The sequence below is a fragment of the Listeria monocytogenes genome (assembly GCF_041765605.1).
In the GTDB taxonomy this organism is placed as follows: Bacteria; Bacillota; Bacilli; order Lactobacillales; family Listeriaceae; genus Listeria; species Listeria monocytogenes_D.
This window is the reverse complement of record NZ_CP168900.1, coordinates 410378-430963: the sequence shown is the minus strand read 5'-3', so window position 1 is coordinate 430963 and position 20586 is coordinate 410378. Positions and strand designations below refer to the sequence as shown.

Here is a 20586-nt window from a genome sequence, read left to right as displayed (position 1 = left end):
AACTTTTTTAAATTTTACTTTCTCCTATAATAACCATAACATGAAAGAAACCTTATGTAAAAAGCTTTTAGGCGAATTATGTAAATTTTTTCACTTTTGTAAAAAACTATATAATAGAAGAAATATAATTCTGCAATCTCGTACTTTTTATTACTTGTTCAAGTCCCAATTAATCGGTGTTCTTCCATTTTTCTCGAGAAAGGCATTCGTTTTTGAAAATGGCTCGCTGCCAAAAAATCCTCGACTCGCGGCAAGTGGTGATGGATGCACTCCTTTGATGAGTAAATGTTGTGGGTTTGTGATGCCACTTGCGGCTTTTATAGCGTGATTTCCCCACAAAATAAATACGAGTGGTTTGTCGTAATTATTCAATTCTTCTAACACATGGTCTGTGAATGTTGCCCAACCTAGCTTTTTATGACTGCCAGCTTTGCCTTCTTCCACACTCCAACTTGTGTTCATCAAAAGCACACCTTGCTCTGCCCATTTTGCAAGATAGCCGTGGTCAGCCGGCTCAATATCTAAGTCTGTTTTTAATTCTTTATAAATATTACGAAGACTTGGCGGAATTCGCACCCCTTTTTGCACGGAGAAGCTTAGGCCATGCGCTTGTCCAGGACCATGATACGGGTCTTGTCCTAAAATAACGACTTTCACTTGATCATACGGACATAAGCGGAAGCACGAAAACATATCTTCTTCCGTCGGGTAGACATTCCCCTTTGCTCTCGCGTCCTTAACTGCTTCCATTAATTCTATAAAATAAGGCTGTTTCGCTTCTTGTTTTAAAAATTCTTCCCATGTTTTTACCATTTTTAATTCTCCCATCTCAGTAGTTCCATGATTTTGTCCTTCCATTATACTTTTCACGGCGAGCAACTGTCAAAAGGCAGGCGGATTCACGTGGTATACTTGAAAAAAGAAATAATAATGGGGTGAGATTGTGGCGGAAAGAAAAGTTTCTTGGCTAGAACTATTTTTTGATTTAATATTCGTAACTGCTGTTGCTTCAACGACCCATCTATTACTTAGCGTCGATAACCATCCGGATAAAACAGCGGTTTATTTTGGCGAGTATTTATTGATGGTCACGCCGATGTTTTGGTCGTGGGTTGGTCAAACAATGTTTTTCAATCGCTTTGGCGAAAAAATAAAATCACCTGAACTTTATATGTTGCCGCAAATGTTTTTCTTAATTTTAATGACGGCGAGTTTTGATTTAACATTTTCGAATACGTATTATACTTTTTTGATTGGGTATTTGGGAATTCGGTTCATTACGGTCATCCAGTATTTTGTTATCAGTAGGCAATTAACGGGAAATGCGCGGAAAGTGGCGCTACTTCTCGGCAGTGTTTTTCTGCTAGGTGTTTTGACAACTGCGACTTCGGTGTTTTTTGAGGGATTTGCTCGTTATTTAGTGATGTATCTTGGAATTGCTGTGGATATCATTTTGCCGCTATTTTTAGCTAAAACATTAAGGAAAGTTCCGGTTGATTTTCCGCATTTGGCAGAGCGTTTTGGCTTATTTGTTATCATCACATTTGGTGAAAGTATTGTTGCGATTACAACTATTTTAGTTGGGCACACGCTTGATCCCTATACGATTGGGTACACGTTGCTTGGCTTTTTAATTATTTGTACGCTTTGGGCATCGTATTTCCATAGCTTTGAGAAAATTGTCGACCACCATAAAGAAACACATGGCCAGTACTTAATTTATGGACATTTCTTTATTATTATTTCAGTGATGTTACTTGCGGCGAATGTGCATTTGTTGTTCGAGGGGCATTTGGAACGCAATGTTTTGTTATTGATGTTGTTTGGTTCTGTAGCCGTGTTTTTCGTTTCGAAGCAATTTGTTTTTGCTGCTCATAAAAAGGCCGAAGTAACATTTTCGTTTTGGAAAGATGCGTTGTTATTGTTGCTCTTGGTAGGGCTGTTTTTTGTTAATTTGTATAGTGATTTGCCGCTATTTGTTAGTTTTGTGAGTATTTGGGTTTGTGCGCTGGTGGATCTTAGTTTGCAGTTTAGAGTGTCTCGACCAGCCCGAGTTTAAATAAAAAAAGATGAGCAATTCGCTCACCTTTCCTCGCCTGTGTCTTGGTGCCTTGTATAATCTGTAAATATAAATAGGCCCATTAAAAAGCTTATTAAACATACAACTGGGCGGAAATAAAAACCCGAATAACTCGGGGTGAAAATAAGCCCAAAAATAAGTCCAAAGAGCCATAAAATTAGTGCCATGAATATTAGAAAATCATTTCGATAAGCACAAATTATTAGAATTCCTGCTAAAATCATCGCAAGCGACATTAAATAGCCTGATGATGCCGCAAGATCTTCCGGTATCATGAACAAGTTATTTTTTTTACTGTCTGGGCTTAGTATTTCAGCAAGAGCACCAATAAAGCCTGCTTGGATTGACATAATCCCACAAAAAATACGCATTTCACACCACTCTTTTATAAAAATACATTTTAGCTTATTAATTATGGCATAAAAAATCTGGATTTACTACGCGACAAAGTAACTAAAAATCACTTAAACGCGCCAAAAACTAGTATAATTTGCTTTATCTTGAATATTAAACTTGATAATTTTTGCTAATAGGTCATAGTCAACTGGTTTAGCCCACGTAATTCGGAAAATTCCTTTCGTATGACTATAGCCCGCTTCTTGAATGTCTGCTTCGAAACGTTCAATTCCAGCCACTTCTGGGGAAACGCTCATATGCTGTTTTGCAATAGAGAAGCCGATTATGAATGTGCCATTATTTGTAAACATTGGTGTATTCCATTTAATTTCTGGCTTTAAGTCTGGAAAAGTTTCCGCCACCCACGTTAAAACTTCTTGTGTTCTCGCGCGGTGATCCGGATTTTCAATTTCAGCTAAATATTCTGCAAAAACTTCCATATTATTTCCTCCTAAAAAAAGTAATCTTACAGTTACTTTTTATTATAAAGAAAAACTGGTGCGATGCAAGGCGTGGCTATTGAAGTGGCAAAACAAAAACAAGTCCTGTGATGGACTTGTTTTTGTTTTACTTAATATAGTCGGGCATTTTTCAGGTTTGCTTGTTTTTCTTCGTATGCTTGCTTGATACTTTCTTTGTTTGAAACTTCGGAAACTCCCACATTCCACCAGTTAAGATAGCCTTCTGACATTGTTTTTGGTAGTACTTTCATTTCGATCAAAGTAGTTTTGGTTTGTGTTTTTGCGTCTTCCAGTGCGCTGATTAAATCTTCTTTCGTGTTGGCTCTATAGACTTTTGCTCCGTATCCTTCTGCAATTTTGGCGTAATCGACTTGCATGATTTGGTTATCGCTATCGCGGAATTCGCAGAAAAAACTGTCGCTGCCGTTTGCCATTTGGAGGTTATTAATGCAGCCAAAACCGGAATTATCGAAGAGCATAATGTTAATTTTTTTGCCATATTGTAAGGATGTTAGTAGTTCTGAGTGTGACATGCAGAAGCTGCCGTCGCCAACGATGGCGTATACTTCTTGGTTTTTTGCTGCTGCCATTTTCGCGCCGAGAGCACCGTTTATTTCGTAGCCCATGCAGGAATAGCCATATTCTAAGTGATAGGTGTCTGGTACGGCTGGGTTCCAGAGTCGTTGCAAATCTCCGGGAAGTGAACCGGCCGAACAAACGACGATGCTATCCGGTGACACGTTGTCATTAATTGTGATAAGTGCTTCCGTTTGCGTGAATTCGGTCTGCAAGCGGTCTGCATATTCGTTTAAGGTCGCTTGGTCGAATTGATCTTTGATTTCTGGCGTAAATGCTTCTCGGCTGAATTTGGTGTTTTGTAGCCGTGCTCTTTCTTCTAGCCACTCGGTTTTGTATGCGGCTATCTTGTTTCCAAATTGAGTCTGATAACCTTTTAAAAGTGGCGCGAGTTCGGCTAGGGTTGCTTTGGCGTCACCGACAACTTGGAAGGCATCTAATTTGTATGTTTGCATACGGCTGACATTGATATTGATAAATTTGGTTGTTGGATCGAATGCAGTTTTGGAACTGGTTGTAAAATCGGTGTAGCGCGTGCCAATTCCGATGACTAAATCGGCGTCACGGATAGCTTTATTGGCAGCAAGCGTCCCGAGGATTCCCGTGCCACCTAGGTTGTTTTTGAAGTCGGACTCAACAGTTGATTTTCCGGCATGTGTTTCGACGAGCGGAATGTTGGTTTGCTCGGAAAGGGCGATTAATTCTTCGCGTGCTCTTGAATATCGGGCGCCACCTCCGACGATGATAACTGGGGTTTTACTCGCTTGGATGAGTCGCGCTGCTTCGGTTAGTTCACGCTTTGTCGGGATTTGCCGATTAAGATAGTGAATTCGTTTTTGGAAAAATTCGACTGGATAATCGAACGCCTCTCCTTCTGTGTCTTGCGCAATGCATATTGTTGCTGGGCCGGCGCTCGCTGGGTTGGTCATTACTTCGAAAGCTCGAATGAGGGCGCTCATGAGCTGTTCTGGTCGCTGCACACGGTCAAAATATCTGGAGACTGCTTGGAAGCCATCATTTGTTGTAATTGCCGTGCTCGACTCATGCTCTAATTGTTGTAAGACTGGGTCGGGCTGTCTGGTTGCGAATGTATCGGCTGGCAAGAATAACACGGGTAAATTATTCGCAAGTGCAGTGCCGGCTGCTGTTATTAAGTTCGCGGAACCTGGTCCTGCTGATGCGGAACACGCGTAGATGCGCTGGCGATTTTTTTGTTTTGCATAAGCGATTGCCGCGTGCGCCATGCCCTGCTCATTTTTCCCTTGATACACTTTTAAATGACCTGGAGTTTCTTCCAAGGCTTGCCCGATACCAACCACATTTCCATGTCCAAACAGCGTGAAAATACCATCCACAAACGGTGCCATTTCGCCGTCCACTTCGATATATTGCTGATTTAAAAATTTTACCAAAGCTTGTGCGGTTGTTAGTCGAATCGTTTTTTCAGTCACCATAATCTCCTCCTATTCCGCTTGCGCAATGAGCGCTTTGATTTCATCAGCTGTTGGCATCGCGTCTGAGGAACTATGCTTACTAACAACAATCGAAGCCGCGGCACTTCCGTATTTAAGCGCTGTTTCGATACTTTCACCGCTAAATAAACCGTATAAGAAGGCCGATGCGTAGGAATCTCCCGCGCCGAAAGTTTTGAGCACTTTTGTTTTATATGCTTTTGCTTGGAATGTTTCTCCCGCTTTTGTATATGCGAATGAGCCTTCCACCCCATGCTTAATGACAACAATTTCTGCTTGATGTTGGAAAAGATGCGCTTTTGTTGCTTCATTTTTGCCACCGACTTGATTTTCCATCATATCAAATTCGTCGCGCGTACCAATAATCACATCCGCCTGTTCCGCGACAAGTGAATAATAAACCGCTGTTTCTTCAGTGTTTGTCCATGTATAAGGGCGATAATCTAATTCAAAAGCAATGGCTACATCATTTTTTCGAGCTAAACTAACTGCTTTTAAAACAGCTTCCCGCGATGGACTTTGCGCTAAAGCTGTTCCAGAAATGAGCAGCACGCGAGCCTCTTTTATATAATCTTCCGAAATTTCTTCTGGCGTTAAATACAAATCCGCTACATTTTCGCGATACATCAAAATACTGCATTCATCTGGGCTTTTAATTTCCGTAAACGCCAAGCCAACTTTGCGGCCTTCCGTATCTTTCACCATTCCGTCTGTATTAATACTCAAATCACGCATATATTTCTCAATAAAACGACCATGTTGATCAGCAGAAATTTTGCCGATAAAGCCGACTTTTAAGCCTAGTTTTGCGGTTCCTATCGCAATATTCGCCGGGGAACCACCCACATATTTAGAAAAAGTCATCGTTTCTTCCATTGGACGATTGTATTCGACTGCGTTCAAATCAATGCACGCGCGTCCTACTGTGATTAAATCAAATTTTCGTTCGCTATGTTTGTTTAGATTCATGCTCCAAATCCTCCTCTTAGTCTCGCTCTAAAATCCATTCATGGTCCGGATCGTTGTGAAATTTCCAAACCCGATTCGGCCCAGCCATTACGTTTAAATAGTAAGAATCATATCCATCTGGCACGCCAACTGGGTGATAGCCTTCTGGAACAATAACCGCATTTTGGTGCTCCACAGCCATCGTTTCATCAAGCGTCCGTTCATCCGTATAGACACGTTGAAAAATAAAACCTTGCTCCGGATTGATTTCATGATAATAACTTTCTTCCAAAAGCGACTCTGCTGGCAGATTATCGCGGTCATGTTTATGCGGCGGATAACTCGAAAAATTTCCGCCATTCGTATACACTTCCACAACCAACAAACTGCTCGCAACCTCACTTACATCTGGCAAAATGTTATGTACCAGTCGTTTATTTTGATATTTTCCGCGCTGCTCAATCGAATTATCACTAGCTTTAATAAGTGTCGTTGGTAAATCCTGATTCGCCGGAGAGTAGCAAAGCGCTACACGAGCTTTTTCTGTGTCCGCCTTCACTTGAAACGCCCGTCCGCCAGAAATAAACACGCTATCTGTCGGAATTTTTTCAAAGACATTCGCTCTTGTCCCAATTTCTGGAAAAATATCGTTACCCTCACTCACTGTAATTTTCCCAGTAAGCGCAACAATACAACACTCTAACTCAGTAAGCTCCTCCTGATAAATAGCACCTTTTTCCATTTCAATTAAGCGAAAACCAACATAACTTAGCGGAGAATTAGCTTGGTTAATATCCTGCACAAGTGTAACGCCAGGCGCTATTCTTTCATTTAACGGTTTTCGTAACAGTTTGCCCATTTTTGCGCCCTCCTATTCTTCGTAACCTTTTAATGAATATCTCGCAGTGACAACTTTCTTATGCGTGTAAAAATCCACGCTGTCTTTGCCGTTAGCATGAAGCGTTCCATAAAAGGACGATTTCCAACCAGAAAACGGGAAAAACGCCATCGGAGCAGGTACGCCCAAATTCACACCAAGCATTCCAGCATCAATTTTTTCTCTAAAGTATCGAATTGCTTTGGCATTATTTGTGAAAATACAAGCGCCATTCGCAAATTCAGATAGATTCGCAACCCGTACTGCTTCTTGGAGATTTTTCACACGAATCACGGATAAAACTGGTGCGAAAATCTCGTCTTTCCAAATCGTCATATCCGTCGTAACATCTTCCAAAATTGTTGGTCCAACAAAGTGCCCTTCTGAAAGTCCAGTTTCCCGACCATCTACTGTTAATTTCGCGCCTTCTTCCACGCCTTTTTCAATATAAGCAATCGTGCGTTTTTGGTTTTCTTCGCGAATTACTGGACCGAGGAAAACGCCATCGTCTAACCCGTTTCCGATTTTCACATTCTTCGCCGCTGTCCGAAGTGCCTCTAGAAACTCGTCCGCGATGTCTTCTTCAACTGTGACGACCGCACAAGCCATACAACGTTCACCCGCCGATCCGAATGCCGCTGAAATAACATTCGTCACGGTATCTTCTAAATCCGCATCATTAAGCACAATTGTATGGTTTTTCGCACCCGTCAAAGCTTGCACACGTTTCAAATTCGCACTCCCAGTTTTGTAGACATATTCCCCAACTGGCTTAGAACCAACAAAAGAAACCGCTTTAATTATTTCGTTTTCTAAAATACCATTAACCACATCATGCGCACCGTACACTACATTGAATACACCTTTTGGAAGACCCGCTTCAGAAAATAATTCCACCAATTTCTCCATTAAAAGTGGCGTTCTCTCGGATGGTTTTAAAATAAACGAGTTACCAAGCGCAATGGCCATTGGGAACATCCAACATGGTACCATCATCGGGAAGTTAAATGGCGCGATTCCACCAACAACTCCGACCGGGTAGCGATAATTAGCCGCTTCCACATCGGTTGCAATCGAAGCCAGCGAATCACCCATCATCAACGTTGGTGCTCCAGCCGCGAACTCAACATTTTCAATACCACGTTGGACTTCACCGCGTGCTTCGGATAAATTTTTACCATTTTCGAGCGTAATCAGTCTTGCTAGTTCTTCTTTATGTTGAATGAGTAACTGTTGGAAACTAAATAGAACCCGTGCACGTCTTGGCACAGCAACTTGGCTCCATTTTTCAAAAGCTTGTTCAGCAATGACAGCCGCCTGATCTAATTCCGCGCGTGTCGATATCGGCACTTGGCACAGCACTTCCCCCGTCGCCGGATTGATGACATCTTCATATTTATCTGTCTTACTCTCGACCCATTCGCCGTCAATATAATTCTTTAATTTCCGTACATCTGCCATAAATAATCCCTCCACTTAAAATTACTCATAAGTTAACCATCAATCGATTATAACCCCATCTTAAGCCAATAAAATTAGAGAGTCAATTTAATTTTTGTCACTAACTTCACCATAAAAAATCATAGTTGATTACCTTTTGAGCATGTGTTATAAATAGTGTAATTAAAATAATTTTGCCAAAGGATGAATTTAAAATGAAAGTACAACGCATTCAAGCGATTGAGAATTTAATTCACGAAAAAGGCAGTATTAGCCTCGATGATTTATGCGAACAATTCAACGTTTCCAAAAATACCGTTCGCCGAGACATTGCCAAACTTCTCCAAAAAAACACCATCCAAAAAGTCTATGGTGGCGTCGTTTCTGTTTATAATAATCCCGAAGAAATTCGACCATTCGAAAATCGTGATACAGAAAATCACACAGAAAAACAGCTTATCGGAAAAGCGGCGGCTGATTTTATTGAAGAGAATGATTTGATTTTTATTGATTCTGGCACAACGACTAGCTGTCTCGCTGCTGCTCTGCCAACGGATAAGGAGATTACTATTATTACGAACAGCCTAGATGTGATTAATTTTGCGAGTGAAATGGATAATGTGAAATTGATTGTTATTGGCTCGACTTTTAAAACGAGTACTAAATCATTTATTGGCGTGGAGAACTGGGGATTTTTTGAGAAATATAATATTACGAAAGCTTTTATGGCCGCAACTGCGCTTTCGACTACGCACGGAGTAATGAATTCGGATATTTTGGAGTATGAGATTAAGCGCCATATGATGGAAAAAGCTACGGAGAAATTTTTGTTGGTGGATCATACGAAGGTGGATAAGTCGGCTTTGCTTACGTACGGAGAGTTGGCGGAATTTGATTGGTTGGTTACCTCGAAGGACATGGCTGGTGGGTATTTGGGGTATTGTGAGGATGTTGGGGTTTTGGTGAGGTTGGTTTAGTTTGTGTGATGAAAGAAGCCCCATTTGATGGAATGGGGCTTCTTTTTATATTCACAAACTCTGAACTTTATTTTAATAATTTTTCCAAAAAAACGAATTTTCTATGACACTTACTTCCTCTACAATGATTTCCTTACAAATAATATTCATTGTCATAATTGATGCATCAAAAGAACATTCAATAAAGTCTTCATTTTCCGCATATCTATTTAACGAAATGTCTTGAGCATAATAGCCTGATTTCGGCCCTGTATTTCTAACTTTGAAATCTCCACGCCATTTTGCATCGGTCTCATAGGAAACTTTATAGCAGGAAGTAAATGATAGCTTCCAACAAATCTCCTCATCTTTTTCTATATAAATATATACTTCATCACCAAAATATTTACTTTGAATGTCTAATACTAGTAAATCCCAGTAATTTATTTCATCAATTTTCTTTTGAAGTTCATTAATCATAAAAATCACTCCTATTTTTTATTTATCATTCCATGGCAGATGCCCATCAAGACTAGTTCTATCAACTATATTTCCTAATTTATCTAATGGATTTCCCAAATCATCATAAATATGCATGTGTTGGTATTTCGTTATTTTATCAGGTGGATCAATGCGTATTCTCATCTGCCCGCTTGTATCTTTTATGTGGACTCGACCATTATTTTCAAAGAATTTCCATCCTTCTGGAATACTATTACGCAAATCATTTAGTGACATATTATTAATTTCATTAGGTTTTAATTCATTAACCTTAGCTCCATTAGCTTTTTTAATTTGTTTTAAAAGCTCTTTCTCTCTCTTTAAATACTCACTAAAATTAGAAGCTTCTCTTGCTTTTTTACTTGCTTCAATATTTTTCAGGATTTGGTCTCTATTAAAATTGCTTACTTTTAAGTCATCTTGTTTTTTCGGGATGACTGCTTTATTCCTCGCCGCTGCAATACCAAAGCCTAATCCTAATGCCATTTCGGTCAAACCGGCATCATCCATCGCATCCTTCACGCTGGCTACATAAGCAGAGGACCTCAGTGTCGCTCCGGAAAGCCCAGTTACTTTTTGACCATTTAAGTAGTTGACGCCGTCTTTCCATGCGTCATTTACTTTGCGTTCGAGCTCTTCACCGGAAAGATTTGTGTACAGAATAGGGTCTAACTCGGCTCCGTTCTCCTCTAGAAAAGCTTGGAGTTCTTTATTACTGGCGCGTTTGCCATTCCGTTCCAATAGCCACATCGTGACGGTTTCGCCTTTATCATTCACATAAGTATAGGCGAATAACTGATAGTCTTCGAATGCTTCTGGGAAGGGATCTTTGGCGTTTTCTTTACGTGCTTTATCCATCGCTTTTCTCATCAAACTAATCGATGCATGAACGCTTTTAGGTACAGCATAGGTGCCTGTTTTCTCATGGAAAGTCACATTTTGTTTCAACTCTTGCACCGCTCGTCCTGTGGAGTGAATGAGTTCGGTTAACGCACTAAAAAACTGGGCATGACTTTGTTCAAAGGCGATGTACCTCTCTAGTATATCTTCTTTTTCGATAGCTTGCAGTAATTGCGTGTGCGCACTTCTTGCTTGGACTACGTAGACTTGTTGCATATCCGGTTTCGTATTCGGTGCAGTGAGTTGGCGATGTAAATCTTCTTCTTTTCGCTTCAAACTCGCCACTTTCGCCATCGCTTCTTGAAGGATTTCCGCATCAATTCGTGCGGAAGGCGAGCTGTCCACTTGGCTACCAAACTCGCGTATGTATTGTGCTAGACGTTCTTCACTTTCTTCTAGAGCTTCTAAAACACTTTGTGCAATAGAGGGATAACTGGAAGCAAAATAGCTTTGGGAAGCTGATACTGCTTGCCCTTTTAAACTTTTATCTTGCGCATACTTGCTTGCTGCTTGTTGAATTCCGCGTATCATTTTCTTCGCTTCAGCATTACTGCTTCGTAATCCTTGAAGAAAGTCATTGAGTTCTGCAATGTCGATTCGACTCATTGGTTCCACTCCTTTCGCAAGGAGGCTTGTTTGGTCTCTATATCGTGCATTTCTGCTCTAGTAGTCCGCGCTTCTTCTTCCAAATGAACACGTTTTTCCGACAAATCTTTTCGCCATGCCATCGCTTCTTCGTGTTGTTGTTCTTCCAGATAGCGGTGGAAACCATTCGCTTCCTCCCCTTGCCAACCGCCTCGCAAGAAGTCCAGCAATCCTTGTTTCTCCATTTCTAATTGGTGACTATCTTCTTCTAACCATTCTTGTTCCACTTGTTTGCGCTTAGTCTGCCCCAGATTATCTTGTAAAACATCCTGCGCTTTTTTCACTTGTTGTAGTTGCAGTTCTAACCGGCTGTGCGTGCTGTCCATCTATCGCACCTCCAGCTGATTTATTTTCTGTCCCATCGCTTGATCTTGTTTCGCATAGGCCATGCCCATTTTCTTTAATCTACCCGCATCTTGCTTTGTCACGGCTTGGAAATCTTCTACCACATCGACCAAATCAATTAATGCAGACCGTAACTGATTGATAGAATTCGCTCGTGAGTATGCCATATTTCCACCTTTTAACGGCAAATAGCTTCCCGCGCTTTTGCTGTCTAGCTTCGAGGCATGTTTTTGGAACGTTGCTTCGTTGACTTTTATCTCTCTCATCTTGGTGGTTCCTCTCTATGTCTAGTTTTCTACCCTTCCATTATAGCACCAGCAACGATTCCATTTTGTGAGCGTTTTGTGAACCTCTGTGTATAAGCGTAGCCAGATAAAGAACTAATTAGTATGTTTTTATACCTTTTTTATTGTATGCAAAAAAAGACCCCTCTCCACCGAAAGGGGTCTCTCAATTTATTTACTTACTAACAACCGGAATATAAAGCGTAAACTCCGCTTCTCTAAGATCCTCCAAATTAAACGATCCCGCAATACCAACCGTATCGCTTTGGCTCACTTCGCCGTATGCTGCGCCGATGAAGCCGTCTAGAGCTGGACGGTCTGTTTCGCTTGTTACGAATTTTGCGTATTTGCCTTCTGGAATGTCGAAAGTAGTGTCGCCGTTTTCACCTTTTGCACTAGCTACGATGTAATATTGTAGGCCGTCAAGACTTGCGTTAATGCCAACGTAGTCTTTTTCGTTTTTTGCAAATTTTGTGTAGGCTGATTCTTTAATTTCGCTCATTGGGCCAAAGCCTTTTTGTGGATCAAATTCAGGGATTTCTACTTTATTTCCAGTAAATGTTTCTTTTTTTAATTCAACAATTTCAAATGCCATAATATTTCCCTCCAAAAAGTTACTTAACTTTGATATGATGTAACTATAACACGTGAATGATGACAAATGTCTGTCATCATTCCAAAAACAAAGGAGAAAAAAATGAAAATCGAGCGACTCATCGGAATCATTATGCTGCTTCTCCAACGCGAGCTAGTCAGTGCTTCTGAAATGGCTACAATGTTTGAGGTTTCCAAACGTACTATTTTCCGCGATATTGACACACTCGCGATGGCGAATATCCCGATTTACACGATTGCCGGAACAAAGGGTGGCATTGGTATTATGCCTACCTACAAAGTCGATAAAAAGCTTCTCACAGTAGATGATTTAACCGCAATTATTGCTAGTTTGGACGGGATGGAACAGTTGCTTTCTTCCGCCGAAACCAAGAAAACCCTCCAAAAAATGAAAAACATGCTCGACCATTCAAGCGAACCGCCTAAAAGTTCCATTTCGCTCGATTTCTCCAATTTGTCCATGAAAAACGAATTAAACGCTAAAGTCGAAAGTTTATATTTAGCGATTAAAAAACATCAACTCGTGGAACTCAGCTATATTGATCGAACGGGCAACCAAACCATTCGTAAAACTGAGCCTTATCACCTCCTGTTTAGGAATCGTTCTTGGTATTTGCAAGGTTACAGTTTGGAACGCAGTGATTTTCGAACATTTAAAATGTCGCGGATTGTTGAACTAAAAACGCTAGAAGAAACGTTTGAAGCTCGCCCTTTTAGTGTAAAACCGTTTGGCGCCCCACCCGACAGACCGATGTTTTTGATGCATGAAGTCAGCTTAATTGTCGATAAAATTGCCCGCGAGCAAATCATCGAGCGCTTTGATCTAGTCGAAATCTCGCAGCAAGATGACGCACACTTTTTGGCAAAAGTGACGCTTCCTGACCACGAGGCTGGGTACCGCTTTTTGCTCCAACTTGGAACGCATGTAACCATTCAAAACCGTGATGACTTTTACGATAATTTTGTTGACTACTTAAAGGAAATCCAAGGAAAATATATCTAAAAATGGCTCTGCTAATTGTTTAGCAGAGCCATTTGATGTTAATCTTTATATTTATAATCCAAATCTTGATAAGCTGTTTGGTACGGTCCACCATCAGCTACTTCTGAATGATAAAGTGCTTTTAAAGCGAAAGTTTTTTCTAAGTCCATTTCTTTCATTAGCTTTTGAAGGCGTTCTTGCAAGTCTACGCTATCTTTTACAAGCTCTTTCATTTGTGATTTTACATATTTCATAATAATTCCGCTCCTTTTCACACATTATAACACTTTCTTCCCCGATAAAAAAGGAGTGCGACTATAAGCCACACTCCCTTACTTTTTTAACCGATTAATTCGATTGCTCTTTCAAGTACCGCCGCTCCATTGACACGGCCGTAGTCTAGCATATTAATTACTTCGACAGGAATTTTTCCGCCAACTACTTTTTCTGTGTTGCCTTTTAAATAACCAACTTGTGGTCCAAGCAAAATGACATCTGCTTTTTCCCAGTTTTCGTGTAGTTCAGCGTCGGATACAGCCCAGATATTTGCTTCAACGCCTTGTTCCGCGCCTGCTGCTTTCATTTTTTCTACTAAGAAACTTGTGGACATACCAGCATTACATACTAATAAAATGTTTTTCATTGGTTAAACTTCCTTCCTTATTTTGCTTCTGTTTTTTGAGCTGTAGCAAAAGCAACTTTTTCATCCATACGTAGGAACGGCAGATAGATAAAGACCGTCACAACAATGATAATTACTTGTAAAACGGACGCGCGCCAGTCCCCACCAGTTGCTAGGAAACCAGAAATAATCGGCGGTGTCGTCCACGGTGTTTGTACAACTACATGATTAATCCAACCTGCTGCTGTCGCAAAATACGCTGTTGTTAAGGAGAAAATCGGCGCTAATACGAACGGGATAATAAGTAACGGGTTGAACACAATCGGTAGACCAAAGATGATTGGCTCACTGATGTTAAATAGTGATGGTGCCGCAGATAGTTTCGAGATATCTTTGTAATCTTTTCGTTTCCCAAAGATGAAAATGGCAATTAATAAGCCAATCGTGTTTCCTGAGCCACCCATAACCGCAAACGTGTCTTTGAAAGCCATGTTAATAATATGCGGAATTTCTTGATGATTCGCGTAGGCAACCATGTTTTCTTGCATATTTTGAAGTAAAAATGGATCCAGTAACGGACCAGAAATAACTGCTTGGTGAATACCCAAACCGAAGAATAAGTTAGCGATAGAAGTAATCAGCAAGAACCCTGGAAGACTTGTCGTCACATAGCTAAGCGGCTTCGTGATAATCGTTGTCACAAGTGTATTAAAGTCCATGTTGAAAATTTGATTAACGGCAAATGACATAACTGAGAAAATAATAACCGTAATCATAATCGGAATTAACACGTTAAATGATTTAATAACTGCCGGTGGAATATTTCCTGTTAAATTGATTTGCATGCGTTTGTTTTTCGATAATTTAATGAATAAATCGGTTGCAATTAAACCAACGATAATACCGACGAACATGCCTGACGCGCCAGTATAACTAACTGGGATAACGTTCGGTACTTCGATTGATTTTGATGCGCCTTCTGGAAGGAACGTCATCGCAATCGGTGTTACAACAATAAAAGAAGATAAAGCGACAAGAATTGGAGCAATGACGTTTTTATAGCCGCGGTTCAAACATAAATGATACGAAATTGCCACAGTGACTAAAAGCGTAATAACACTCAGCGTACCATTTCCGATTGAAATACCAATCTCTTGCCATGTTTTAAGTGTATCTGGGTTAACAATTTTGCCCATAAAGCCAGTCGGTTCTAAAATAACATAGTTAATCAGCGTGACAAAACCTGCTAAAATCATGAACGGCATAATACTCGCAAAAGCATCACGCAATGAACGCAAATGAATCTGACCACCAAGACGTTGTGCTACATTAATAAATCCATTAACAATCGATTTCTTTTTCGTTTCAGCCATTAGTTGTTTCCTCCCTTTTCGTCCCAACTAGTTTGCTTGTTTCATATTCAAAACCGTTCATGTCACTCATTTTTTTATAAAATTCGCCACTTTTCTTCATTGTACGTTTGCCAGTTTCGACATCAAGTGAAACGAGTCCGTAACGGTTTTTATATGCGTTAATCCACGACCAACAATCAATGAAAGTCCACAGGTGATACCCTTTAATATCGCAACCTTCTGCAATCGCTTGATGTACATACGCCAAATGATCTTTGACGAATTGAATCCGGTAATCATCTTGAATTTGTCCTTCTTCATTTAAGAAACGCTCTTCATTTGCCACACCCATACCATTTTCAGAAATAAATGATTCGATATTGCCGTAATTATCACGAATATCAATACATAAATCGTAAATCCCACGTTCATAAATTTCCCAACCGCGATAAATATTCATTCGTTTACCTGGCATATTATGCGGTTCAAAAAACCAATCTGGTAAAAACGGACTTTTTTCATTAATTGCTGTTAAACGGGCTTTGACGCGTCTTGGTTCATAGTAATTTAGGCCAAGAATTTGCGCCGTATTTTCTTTAATAATCGTCAAATCTTCTTCCGTATATTCCGGCATTTGATCGTATTCGCGCATAATTTCAACTAATTTTTCTGGGAAAGTTCCTTTAACCATCGGATCCAAGAAACTTCTCGTGTAAAAAGCATCACAAATTTCTGCAGCTTCTAAATCGTATTCGTTTTGGCTACGTGGATAAGTCGGGCTAAGGTTTAAAATAACGCCGATTTTTGATGACAAGTTTAATTTTTTAAATGCTTTAATGGCTAACGCATGCGCCAAAATCGTATTAAAACCAGCTTGTGCGCCTCGTTTGAAGTCGATTTGATTCGGATAATGGAAATCTTCTAAATAGCCGCCAAGAATCGGTCCAAGTGGTTCGTTAAATGTAAACCAGTGATAAACTAAATCGCCGAATTCTTTAAAACAAGTATCTGCAAAATGAACATAGGCATCTACAACTTCTCTTGATTCCCAGCCACCAGCATCTTGAAGTGCAACGGGCATATCGAAATGATATAAGTTCGCGAATGGTTTGATACCGTTTTCATTCATTTCAGTAAGTAAATCGCGATAAAACGCAATAGCTTTCGGGTTCACTTCGCCAACACCATCATTCGGAAACATTCGCGCCCACGAAATCGAAATCCGGAACGAATTTTGTCCTGTTTTCTTCATCCACTGAACGTCTTCTTTATACCGATTAAAATGATCTGTTGTAATTTCTGAACCTACACCTTCGTAAAAGCGATTCGGTTCTGTTTCAAACCAATGCTCCCAAACAGTTTTTGCCTTACCAGTGTCGCCGCGACCTTCTGCTTGTTCCGCAGACCACGCAGAGCCCCACCAAAAATCTTTTGGAAACGTTAATAATTCTTTCATTTTTTATGGCCTCCCTTTTGTCAAAATAAATATAGCATACATTTATTTAAAAAACAATACTTTTATTAAAAGATATATACTTTTATTCATATGGATACCTTTTTGCAAAAGTATATGGTATACTATGCTTATTACATCAGTAAAGGAGCCAATAAAATGTCGGGAATGGCTAAATACATGGAAATATACATAGATATCAGAGATAAAATCAATCAAAATAAATACGAAATAAATGAAAAATTGCCTGATGGGGATAGTCTGGCACGCGTTTATGATTGCAGCAAACTTACTGTCAAAAAAGCGCTGGATATGCTTGTGCAAGAAGGTATGGTCATTAGACGACGCGGTGCTGGAACTTTCGTGAAATCTCATTCTACTAACGGCGGCGAATTCGCTCTAGGACCAATGTCCGGACTTGTAAATACATTTGGAAAAGACAACATTAAATCCAAAGTCATTTTATTTTCTATTGAAAAACCATCGAAAGAAGTTGCAGAAAAATTAGAAATGAAGGATGATTACATTTACCGAATTATTCGGATGAGGGAAGTTGGTCATAAAGCCTATTCGATTGAACACACTTATATGCCACTTGCGATTATTCCGGGTCTAGAACCACGTCATTTAGAGGACTCGATTTATAATTATATTCGGGATGATTTGAAACTTAAGATGCAGAGTGCGCATGTTTGGGTACGCGGGGATAAATCAAATCAAGAGGATAGCAAGCTCCTCGATTTAGAAGAACCTACTTTTATGATGGAAATTGAAAAATTAGCGCATTTGGAAGATGGTCGTGTGTTCGAATATTCGATAACGCGTCATACGTATGAATCGTTTGTGTTTGAAACGGTTTTTGTGCAGAATTAAAAAAAACAGCGACTCTCTTAGTAGAGAATCGCTGTTTTTTTATATCTTCTTAACAAATTCTGATTTTAATTTCATTGGACCGAAGCCGTCGATTTTGCAATCGATGTCGTGGTCGCCGTCAACTAGGCGGATATTTTTTACTTTTGTTCCCATTTTGATTGGGTTTGATGCGCCTTTTACTTTTAGATCTTTGATGACTGTGACAGAATCGCCATCTGTTAGTACGTTGCCGTTTGAGTCTTTGAACACTTTTTCTTCGGTAGCTTCTTCTGCTACAGCGCTCCACTCATGTCCGCATTCCGGGCAGATTAATAAGCCGCGATCTTCATAGGCATATTCTGAGTTACATTCTGGGCAATTTGGTAATTTTGACATTTTATCAATTCCTCCGATTGTTGTAATAGTTGGCTGTTAATCTTCTAATTCGACGTTATGATATACTTTTTGCACGTCTTCTAGGTCTTCTAAAGCATCAATTAGTTTCTCGAATTTTTCTAAATCCTCACCTGATAATTGAATATCGTTTTGAGGGATCATTTCGATTTCCGCTACTGTGAACTCTTCAATTCCAGCCGCTTTCAAACCTTCTTGTACTTTGTGGAAATCTTCTGGTTCTGCATAAATAATCGCTTGGCCATCTTCGTCTAAAATGTCACGAACGTCAATATCCGCTTCCATTAAAAGTTCTAATAACTCATCCGCGTCTTTTCCTTCAACACCAAAAATGGCTGTATTATCAAACATATAAGCTACTGAACCACTTACGCCCATGTTGCCGCCGTTTTTGCTATAAGCTGCGCGAACATCGGATGCCGTACGATTCACATTATTTGTCAGTGCGTCTACGATAATCATCGAGCCATTTGGACCAAAGCCTTCATAGCGCAGTTCTGAATACGTTTCATCGCCAGTGCCTTTCGCTTTTTCGATTGCACGGTCAATAATATGTTTCGGCACATTGTATGTTTTTGCACGTTCAATAACAAAACGTAATTTTTGGTTGGAATGTGGATCTGGGTCGCCCGATTTAGCCGCTACATATATTTCAATTCCAAATTTTGCATAGATACGACTATTTGTTTTATCTTTTGACGCTTTTTTCTCTTTAATATTTGCCCATTTACGGCCCATATTACCACTCGCTTTCTAATTGGAGTTTTCTCGTGTCTCTGTACTATTATAAGTGTAGGAAACGAATTTGTTAAGTGGAAATTTAGCTATATTCGTTAAAAATGGATAGATGTGGCGTTTTTGAGGTCAAAAAGCTGATTTAAAAAGAAGTATGGAATGAATTCGCCCGAACTTCTTAACACTTCTAACGCTTCTTTGGTGACAAAACGGGCATCTGCTACTTCTTCTTTTTGTAAAGTTAAGTCACTAAGTTCCACGTCTTTCGTAATAAACCAATAATCATCAAATCCTGCTTCGAAATGGTAACTAAATTTGGCGCGGGTGTTACTTAAATCAATTGCAATACCTAGTTCTTCTTGCACTTCTCGTTCAGCAGCTTGGCGACTTGTTTCGCCTTTTAGCGCAGAACCCGCCGCAGAAAGATCCCAATAATTCGGCCAACCTTCTTTATCTTTTTGGCGCTTTTGGATTAAAAGTTGCCCTTTTTCGTTAAAAATACATACGTGAACAACCAAATGAAGTTCTCCGGGCGCTAGTTTTTCACCGCGGATATGTGTTTTCCCGGTTAGCTCACGGTCCGCATTTAATAAATCCCATTCTTCCACTAAAATCGGCTCCTTCTAATCATTGACTTGTTTTCATTATACAACAAAGTTAGGATGATAAATTTTGCACATGTTTTTTTATCGTATCGAGCTCATTTAGCAACATATCTCGCAATGAATCTGGCTGAATAGCTATAATTTTTTCACCATAACCTAGTAAATAATTGATAATAAATCGTTCCTCACCTTTATGATAAAAACCATGAATAACATTTTCACCTTGCTGTTGGCGAAGTTTCATCGATGGATAATTTTCTTTAAAAAATAAGTCAACACCATTTGAGGCAATTTCCACTTCAAAGGTAGTTACATCAGCTTTTTTATTAAAAGAATCAGCCACTCTTTTTAATTCCTCCATTTTCTTAGCTTCAAAAGTATCATTTTCTTTTAGCGCAAGGATTTTATCACAACGAAATACCTGCATCCGCTTCGTCTCGAAGTTATAACTCGTCACATACCATTGCCCATACGCCGAAGATATATTATAAAATTGAACAATATACGTTTTTTCAGTCCCATTTTTATCATAATTAATCTGACACACTTTCTCTTCCATCGTAAATTGCAAAATAACATCCAGAAATTCACATTGATTATTATGCTTTATATAGCCAAGACTAAATACTTCTTCTGTTTTTCGAAGCATTTTGATTTTTTCAGCTGAAAGACAACGTTCAAATTTCGTTTTTAATTTTTCCACGCTTAAATGAAAAGGTGTTGTTTCATAGGCTTTTAACGTAAGCATCGAAAAATAGAGCGCAAATACTTCATCGACATTAAAAACAATTGGTGAAAGTAGCCGATTACGAAGCACCCGATAATGACCATTTCGTCCCCGCTCCGAATATATCGGCATGCCTATTTCTTCCAAAGACTGTATATCTCGAATAGCAGTACTGCGGGAAACGCCATATTTTGCCATTATATCGCTTAATTGAAACGCATTTTTATCATTTAAAAACAACATCATATCATTTAACCGTTCTGCTTTTCTCATCGCCATCTCTTTTCTTTTATCTAAATTAAAAGGTATCACTATTTGATACCTTTAACTATTATACTATATATAGAA

General features: G+C 39.6%; 24 protein-coding genes. 4 read left to right on the top strand and 20 right to left on the bottom strand.

What is annotated here, in order from left to right:
* Window positions 1-150: 150 nt before the first annotated feature.
* Window positions 151-813: a uracil-DNA glycosylase gene (locus AB2Q86_RS02130; RefSeq protein WP_012581976.1), complete on the bottom strand. Its 663-nt coding sequence runs from the start codon at window positions 811-813 to the stop codon at window positions 151-153.
* A 130-nt stretch (window positions 814-943) separates the two neighbouring features.
* Between AB2Q86_RS02130 and AB2Q86_RS02125 the strand changes: the two genes are divergently transcribed.
* Window positions 944-2059, top strand: a complete 1116-nt coding sequence (locus tag AB2Q86_RS02125; RefSeq protein ID WP_012581977.1) for a low temperature requirement protein A — start codon at window positions 944-946, stop codon at window positions 2057-2059.
* A gap of 23 nt (window positions 2060-2082) precedes the next feature.
* On the opposite strand, the gene AB2Q86_RS02120 is transcribed toward AB2Q86_RS02125, so the two are convergent.
* From AB2Q86_RS02120 to iolA, 6 genes are all read right to left on the bottom strand, one after another.
* Window positions 2083-2451, bottom strand: a complete 369-nt coding sequence (locus AB2Q86_RS02120) for a hypothetical protein (RefSeq protein WP_003729058.1) — start codon at window positions 2449-2451, stop codon at window positions 2083-2085.
* Between the two features lie 93 nt (window positions 2452-2544).
* The gene (locus AB2Q86_RS02115) at window positions 2545-2916 is read right to left on the bottom strand and encodes an iron chaperone (RefSeq protein WP_012581978.1); all 372 of its coding nucleotides are present in this window, start codon (window positions 2914-2916) and stop codon (window positions 2545-2547) included.
* A 131-nt stretch (window positions 2917-3047) separates the two neighbouring features.
* Window positions 3048-4964: a 3D-(3,5/4)-trihydroxycyclohexane-1,2-dione acylhydrolase (decyclizing) gene (gene iolD, locus AB2Q86_RS02110; protein ID WP_077904935.1), complete on the bottom strand. Its 1917-nt coding sequence runs from the start codon at window positions 4962-4964 to the stop codon at window positions 3048-3050.
* Window positions 4965-4976: 12 nt separating this feature from the next.
* Entirely contained in the window at window positions 4977-5954 is a 978-nt protein-coding gene (iolC, locus tag AB2Q86_RS02105) for a 5-dehydro-2-deoxygluconokinase (RefSeq protein WP_012581980.1), read from the bottom strand.
* Between the two features lie 16 nt (window positions 5955-5970).
* Window positions 5971-6792: a 5-deoxy-glucuronate isomerase gene (iolB, locus tag AB2Q86_RS02100; RefSeq protein WP_012581981.1), complete on the bottom strand. Its 822-nt coding sequence runs from the start codon at window positions 6790-6792 to the stop codon at window positions 5971-5973.
* Window positions 6793-6804: 12 nt separating this feature from the next.
* Entirely contained in the window at window positions 6805-8271 is a 1467-nt protein-coding gene (gene iolA / locus AB2Q86_RS02095; RefSeq protein ID WP_012581982.1) for a methylmalonate-semialdehyde dehydrogenase, read from the bottom strand.
* Between the two features lie 194 nt (window positions 8272-8465).
* Here iolA and AB2Q86_RS02090 point away from each other — a divergent pair, with 194 nt between their 5' ends.
* Entirely contained in the window at window positions 8466-9227 is a 762-nt protein-coding gene (locus tag AB2Q86_RS02090; protein ID WP_012581983.1) for a DeoR/GlpR family DNA-binding transcription regulator, read from the top strand.
* Window positions 9228-9299: 72 nt separating this feature from the next.
* On the opposite strand, the gene AB2Q86_RS02085 is transcribed toward AB2Q86_RS02090, so the two are convergent.
* The 5 genes from AB2Q86_RS02085 to AB2Q86_RS02065 form a co-directional block, all read right to left on the bottom strand.
* The gene (locus tag AB2Q86_RS02085) at window positions 9300-9686 is read right to left on the bottom strand and encodes a hypothetical protein (RefSeq protein WP_003723093.1); all 387 of its coding nucleotides are present in this window, start codon (window positions 9684-9686) and stop codon (window positions 9300-9302) included.
* Between the two features lie 18 nt (window positions 9687-9704).
* Window positions 9705-11213 carry a T7SS effector LXG polymorphic toxin gene (locus AB2Q86_RS02080; protein WP_012581984.1) on the bottom strand — a complete coding sequence of 503 codons (1509 nt, stop codon included), beginning with the start codon at window positions 11211-11213 and terminating at the stop codon, window positions 9705-9707.
* Window positions 11210-11578 carry a hypothetical protein gene (locus AB2Q86_RS02075; protein WP_012581985.1) on the bottom strand — a complete coding sequence of 123 codons (369 nt, stop codon included), beginning with the start codon at window positions 11576-11578 and terminating at the stop codon, window positions 11210-11212. The genes AB2Q86_RS02080 and AB2Q86_RS02075 overlap by 4 nt, the downstream gene beginning before the upstream one ends.
* On the bottom strand, window positions 11579-11863 hold the full coding sequence (locus tag AB2Q86_RS02070; protein WP_003721379.1) for a DUF3130 domain-containing protein: 285 nt from the start codon (window positions 11861-11863) through the stop codon (window positions 11579-11581).
* Window positions 11864-12056: 193 nt separating this feature from the next.
* Window positions 12057-12476: an effector binding domain-containing protein gene (locus tag AB2Q86_RS02065; RefSeq protein ID WP_012581987.1), complete on the bottom strand. Its 420-nt coding sequence runs from the start codon at window positions 12474-12476 to the stop codon at window positions 12057-12059.
* A 102-nt stretch (window positions 12477-12578) separates the two neighbouring features.
* Between AB2Q86_RS02065 and AB2Q86_RS02060 the strand changes: the two genes are divergently transcribed.
* The gene (locus AB2Q86_RS02060) at window positions 12579-13499 is read left to right on the top strand and encodes a YafY family protein (RefSeq protein WP_003723088.1); all 921 of its coding nucleotides are present in this window, start codon (window positions 12579-12581) and stop codon (window positions 13497-13499) included.
* Window positions 13500-13537: 38 nt separating this feature from the next.
* Here the strand turns inward: AB2Q86_RS02060 and AB2Q86_RS02055 are convergent, their stop codons facing one another.
* From AB2Q86_RS02055 to AB2Q86_RS02040, 4 genes are all read right to left on the bottom strand, one after another.
* A complete protein-coding gene (locus AB2Q86_RS02055) occupies window positions 13538-13732 on the bottom strand; it encodes a hypothetical protein (RefSeq protein ID WP_003724301.1) in 195 nt (64 codons plus the stop codon).
* A gap of 86 nt (window positions 13733-13818) precedes the next feature.
* Window positions 13819-14121, bottom strand: coding sequence for a PTS sugar transporter subunit IIB (locus tag AB2Q86_RS02050; RefSeq protein WP_003723086.1), 303 nt, complete (start codon window positions 14119-14121; stop codon window positions 13819-13821).
* Window positions 14122-14138: 17 nt separating this feature from the next.
* A complete protein-coding gene (locus AB2Q86_RS02045) occupies window positions 14139-15473 on the bottom strand; it encodes a PTS sugar transporter subunit IIC (RefSeq protein WP_003729072.1) in 1335 nt (444 codons plus the stop codon).
* Window positions 15466-16908 (bottom strand): glycoside hydrolase family 1 protein, encoded by a 1443-nt coding sequence (locus AB2Q86_RS02040; RefSeq protein WP_012581989.1) that lies wholly within the window; start codon window positions 16906-16908, stop codon window positions 15466-15468. The genes AB2Q86_RS02045 and AB2Q86_RS02040 overlap by 8 nt, the downstream gene beginning before the upstream one ends.
* 156 nt (window positions 16909-17064) lie before the next feature.
* Here AB2Q86_RS02040 and AB2Q86_RS02035 point away from each other — a divergent pair, with 156 nt between their 5' ends.
* On the top strand, window positions 17065-17778 hold the full coding sequence (locus AB2Q86_RS02035; protein ID WP_003729074.1) for a GntR family transcriptional regulator: 714 nt from the start codon (window positions 17065-17067) through the stop codon (window positions 17776-17778).
* 39 nt (window positions 17779-17817) lie between these two features.
* Here AB2Q86_RS02035 and AB2Q86_RS02030 read toward each other — a convergent pair whose 3' ends face one another.
* The 4 genes from AB2Q86_RS02030 to AB2Q86_RS02015 all read right to left on the bottom strand — a co-directional run bounded on the left by AB2Q86_RS02030 (window position 17818) and on the right by AB2Q86_RS02015 (window position 20511).
* Window positions 17818-18153: a zinc ribbon domain-containing protein YjdM gene (locus tag AB2Q86_RS02030; RefSeq protein WP_003760313.1), complete on the bottom strand. Its 336-nt coding sequence runs from the start codon at window positions 18151-18153 to the stop codon at window positions 17818-17820.
* Between the two features lie 36 nt (window positions 18154-18189).
* A complete protein-coding gene (locus tag AB2Q86_RS02025) occupies window positions 18190-18909 on the bottom strand; it encodes a YebC/PmpR family DNA-binding transcriptional regulator (protein ID WP_003723220.1) in 720 nt (239 codons plus the stop codon).
* Window positions 18910-19004: 95 nt separating this feature from the next.
* Window positions 19005-19514, bottom strand: a complete 510-nt coding sequence (locus AB2Q86_RS02020; protein ID WP_012581990.1) for an NUDIX domain-containing protein — start codon at window positions 19512-19514, stop codon at window positions 19005-19007.
* Window positions 19515-19563: 49 nt separating this feature from the next.
* On the bottom strand, window positions 19564-20511 hold the full coding sequence (locus AB2Q86_RS02015) for a YafY family protein (protein ID WP_012581991.1): 948 nt from the start codon (window positions 20509-20511) through the stop codon (window positions 19564-19566).
* Window positions 20512-20586: the final 75 nt, after the last annotated feature.

Bases quoted from the DNA above. Each gene is read 5' to 3' on its own strand.
- AB2Q86_RS02130 (WP_012581976.1), bottom strand. From the start codon at position 813: ATGGTAAAAACATGGGAAGAATTTTTAAAACAAGAAGCGAAACAGCCT.
- AB2Q86_RS02120 (WP_003729058.1), bottom strand. From the start codon at position 2,451: ATGCGTATTTTTTGTGGGATTATGTCAATCCAAGCAGGCTTTATTGGT.
- AB2Q86_RS02115 (WP_012581978.1), bottom strand. From the start codon at position 2,916: ATGGAAGTTTTTGCAGAATATTTAGCTGAAATTGAAAATCCGGATCAC.
- iolC (WP_012581980.1), bottom strand. From the start codon at position 5,954: ATGAATCTAAACAAACATAGCGAACGAAAATTTGATTTAATCACAGTA.
- iolB (WP_012581981.1), bottom strand. From the start codon at position 6,792: ATGGGCAAACTGTTACGAAAACCGTTAAATGAAAGAATAGCGCCTGGC.
- iolA (WP_012581982.1), bottom strand. From the start codon at position 8,271: ATGGCAGATGTACGGAAATTAAAGAATTATATTGACGGCGAATGGGTC.
- AB2Q86_RS02090 (WP_012581983.1), top strand. From the start codon at position 8,466: ATGAAAGTACAACGCATTCAAGCGATTGAGAATTTAATTCACGAAAAA.
- AB2Q86_RS02085 (WP_003723093.1), bottom strand. From the start codon at position 9,686: ATGATTAATGAACTTCAAAAGAAAATTGATGAAATAAATTACTGGGAT.
- AB2Q86_RS02080 (WP_012581984.1), bottom strand. From the start codon at position 11,213: ATGAGTCGAATCGACATTGCAGAACTCAATGACTTTCTTCAAGGATTA.
- AB2Q86_RS02075 (WP_012581985.1), bottom strand. From the start codon at position 11,578: ATGGACAGCACGCACAGCCGGTTAGAACTGCAACTACAACAAGTGAAA.
- AB2Q86_RS02070 (WP_003721379.1), bottom strand. From the start codon at position 11,863: ATGAGAGAGATAAAAGTCAACGAAGCAACGTTCCAAAAACATGCCTCG.
- AB2Q86_RS02065 (WP_012581987.1), bottom strand. From the start codon at position 12,476: ATGGCATTTGAAATTGTTGAATTAAAAAAAGAAACATTTACTGGAAAT.
- AB2Q86_RS02060 (WP_003723088.1), top strand. From the start codon at position 12,579: ATGAAAATCGAGCGACTCATCGGAATCATTATGCTGCTTCTCCAACGC.
- AB2Q86_RS02055 (WP_003724301.1), bottom strand. From the start codon at position 13,732: ATGAAATATGTAAAATCACAAATGAAAGAGCTTGTAAAAGATAGCGTA.
- AB2Q86_RS02050 (WP_003723086.1), bottom strand. From the start codon at position 14,121: ATGAAAAACATTTTATTAGTATGTAATGCTGGTATGTCCACAAGTTTC.
- AB2Q86_RS02045 (WP_003729072.1), bottom strand. From the start codon at position 15,473: ATGGCTGAAACGAAAAAGAAATCGATTGTTAATGGATTTATTAATGTA.
- AB2Q86_RS02040 (WP_012581989.1), bottom strand. From the start codon at position 16,908: ATGAAAGAATTATTAACGTTTCCAAAAGATTTTTGGTGGGGCTCTGCG.
- AB2Q86_RS02035 (WP_003729074.1), top strand. From the start codon at position 17,065: ATGTCGGGAATGGCTAAATACATGGAAATATACATAGATATCAGAGAT.
- AB2Q86_RS02030 (WP_003760313.1), bottom strand. From the start codon at position 18,153: ATGTCAAAATTACCAAATTGCCCAGAATGTAACTCAGAATATGCCTAT.
- AB2Q86_RS02025 (WP_003723220.1), bottom strand. From the start codon at position 18,909: ATGGGCCGTAAATGGGCAAATATTAAAGAGAAAAAAGCGTCAAAAGAT.
- AB2Q86_RS02015 (WP_012581991.1), bottom strand. From the start codon at position 20,511: ATGAGAAAAGCAGAACGGTTAAATGATATGATGTTGTTTTTAAATGAT.